Origin of the sequence: Paraburkholderia sp. CI2 (assembly GCF_014201055.1) — a bacterium.
GTDB lineage: Bacteria > Pseudomonadota > Gammaproteobacteria > Burkholderiales > Burkholderiaceae > Paraburkholderia > Paraburkholderia tuberum.
Genome location: NZ_JACHDL010000064.1, coordinates 1 through 1,481, shown reverse-complemented (window position 1 = coordinate 1,481; position 1,481 = coordinate 1). Strand labels below are relative to the sequence as shown.

Below are 1,481 nucleotides of genomic sequence, written 5' to 3'. Positions count from 1 at the left end.
TGTAGATTGTCAATTACGATGGCCGCCCGAGGGACAACTATCTTGGCCGGTCGGCGGGGTTAGTTGTCGCTGCTCAGTTCGTCATAGTTGTCGCTCCGTCCGATTCGGGTTGGGGTAATTGACGCCGCCGCGCGCGCTTGTTGTCGTCGGCGCTGCGACGCCGGTAGCTTTCTACGTTCAGCTCGAAGATCGTCGAGTGATGGACCAGGCGATCGATGGCGGCCACCGTCATCGACGGATCGGGGAACACGTCGCTCCAGCCGGAGAACGGCTGATTGGCCGTGATCAGCAGACTGCGCCGCTCATAGCGTTCGGCAATGAGTTCGAACAGCACGCTCGTTTCCGCTTGATCCTTGCGCACGTATGACAGGTCGTCGAGGATGATCAAGTCGAAGTGATCGAGCTTGGCAAGCATCGATGGCAATTGCAGGCTCTGGCGAGCCGCCTGCAGCTTCTGCACGATTTCGCCGGTGCGTGTGAACAGCACCCGGTATCCGGCGTCGATCAACGCATGGCCGATGCCGGAGCCTAAATGGCTCTTCCCGGCGCCCGGAGGCCCGAACAGCAGGATCGTGGCGCCTTTCTCGAGCCACGAGTCGCCGCTCGCGAGCGCCATCACATGCGCCTTGGACACCATCGGCACCAAGCCGAAGTCGAATGTCTCGAGCGTCTTGCTCGGGTCCAGATGCGATTCGACGCGGTGCCGTTCAATGCGCCGTTTCGCACGCTCGGCCAGTTCATGCTCAAGCAGTGCGCCTAGCAGGCGCGTGGCCTGCCAGCCTTCCTTGTCTGAGCGCTGCGTGAACTCGGGCCATAGCCGCGCGATCGTCGGCAAACGCAGCTCGGTGAGCATCAGCCCCATACGGGCGGCATCGTAGGTTGCTGGCGCGTTCATACCGATACCTCCTCGCCGATCAGCGTGTCGTAGAGGGCCGCCGGCGGCATATCGACCTCCACGTCCGGGCACTGCGCCTGCCGCGGCGCGAATTCGTTCTGCAGTTGCTCGAGATCGGGCAGTTCGCCGGCAGCGAGCAATGCCTCGAGCCGCTCAGCAAGAACCGCCTCGACGCCATGATTGGCAGCCAGTTCAAGCAGTCCGACTATGGCCTTGCAAGCCTCGCGCTGCGTGAGCTGAGCCTCGAGTCGCTCCCATGTCCGGCGGTACGCCTCGCGCGGGAACAAGTCGTCGCGAAACGCCAGCCCCTTGAACGCCTGGGGCTTGCGCTTGAGTGCCTCGATGAAGTGACGGTAGTCAAGCTTGCGACGGCGGCTATTGGCGGCATGGGAGCCCCGCGCTGTGCTATGTACGAGCGCGCCGGATAGATAGCAGTCGAGGTGATCGGGGTAGACACGGACCTTCAGGCGGTGGCTGATCAGGCGCGACGGCGCGCTGTAGAGAATCCCGCGCACGGTGAAGGTGCCGCAGCGTGTCACGCGTGCCTCCTCTTCGATGAAGTCGGTCGTGCGATGCGCGGGCAGAT

General features: G+C 63.3%; 2 protein-coding genes. Both read right to left on the bottom strand.

Going from position 1 to position 1,481, the window contains the following annotated elements; translation table 11 throughout:
• Positions 1 to 73 precede the first annotated feature (73 nt).
• Entirely contained in the window at positions 74 to 895 is an 822-nt protein-coding gene (istB, locus tag HDG32_RS35895; protein WP_184074568.1) for an IS21-like element helper ATPase IstB, read from the bottom strand.
• On the bottom strand, positions 892 to 1,481 hold a 590-nt coding region (locus HDG32_RS35890; protein WP_409340087.1), incomplete at its 5' end, for a Mu transposase domain-containing protein. The genes istB and HDG32_RS35890, both read right to left, overlap by 4 nt.

Bases quoted from the DNA above. Each gene is read 5' to 3' on its own strand.
- istB (WP_184074568.1), bottom strand. From the start codon at position 895: ATGAACGCGCCAGCAACCTACGATGCCGCCCGTATGGGGCTGATGCTC.